The following is a 622-nucleotide window of genomic DNA, read 5'->3' as shown; positions in this document are numbered from 1 at the left end:
ACCCAAATTAGGAACCAGCGTCGTAAATGGATAGTCAGCAACTTTAGGTTTAGCAGCAGAGACTTGACGAATAAAAGTAGATTTACCAGCATTAGGCAATCCCACCAGACCGACATCAGCCACTACTTTTAGCTCAAACTTCAGTACCTTTAACTCGCCTTCAAAACCTGAGGTTGCTTTACGCGGCGCTTGATTGGTAGAGCTTTTAAAGTGAGTATTGCCAAGCCCTCCGTCGCCACCTTTAGCAACCAATATTTTTTGATCAATCTCAACCAAGTCGCCTAGTACCTCGTCTGTCTCGGTATCAATGATAGTCGTACCAATAGGTACTGGCAAGAATACGTCATCAGAGCCTTTACCAGCGCAGTTTTTACTATGACCATTCTCACCACGCTTGGCGTCATAGCGACGCGTATAGCGATAGTCGACTAGCGTATTTGTGTTATCATCGGCAATAACATAAACATCACCACCGCTACCGCCATCACCGCCATCCGGGCCACCGCGTGGTACGTATTTTTCTCGGCGAAAACTGGCGATTCCATTACCACCGTCACCTGCTTTTACCGTTACGACGGCTTCATCAATAAATCGCATCTTACGTTCCTTACTTTCTAGATTA

Annotated in this window: 1 protein-coding gene; it reads right to left on the bottom strand. The window is 46.0% G+C overall.

The annotated features are described in order from the left end of the window. On the bottom strand, positions 1 to 597 hold a 597-nt coding region (obgE, locus tag ACS8FD_RS22015; protein WP_439277438.1), incomplete at its 3' end, for a GTPase ObgE. Positions 598 to 622 lie beyond the last annotated feature (25 nt).

It is taken from the genome of Psychrobacter sp. 1U2, from assembly GCF_051847575.1.
Note: the sequence above shows the minus strand (reverse complement) of the source record. Positions and strands in the feature narration are given on the sequence as shown.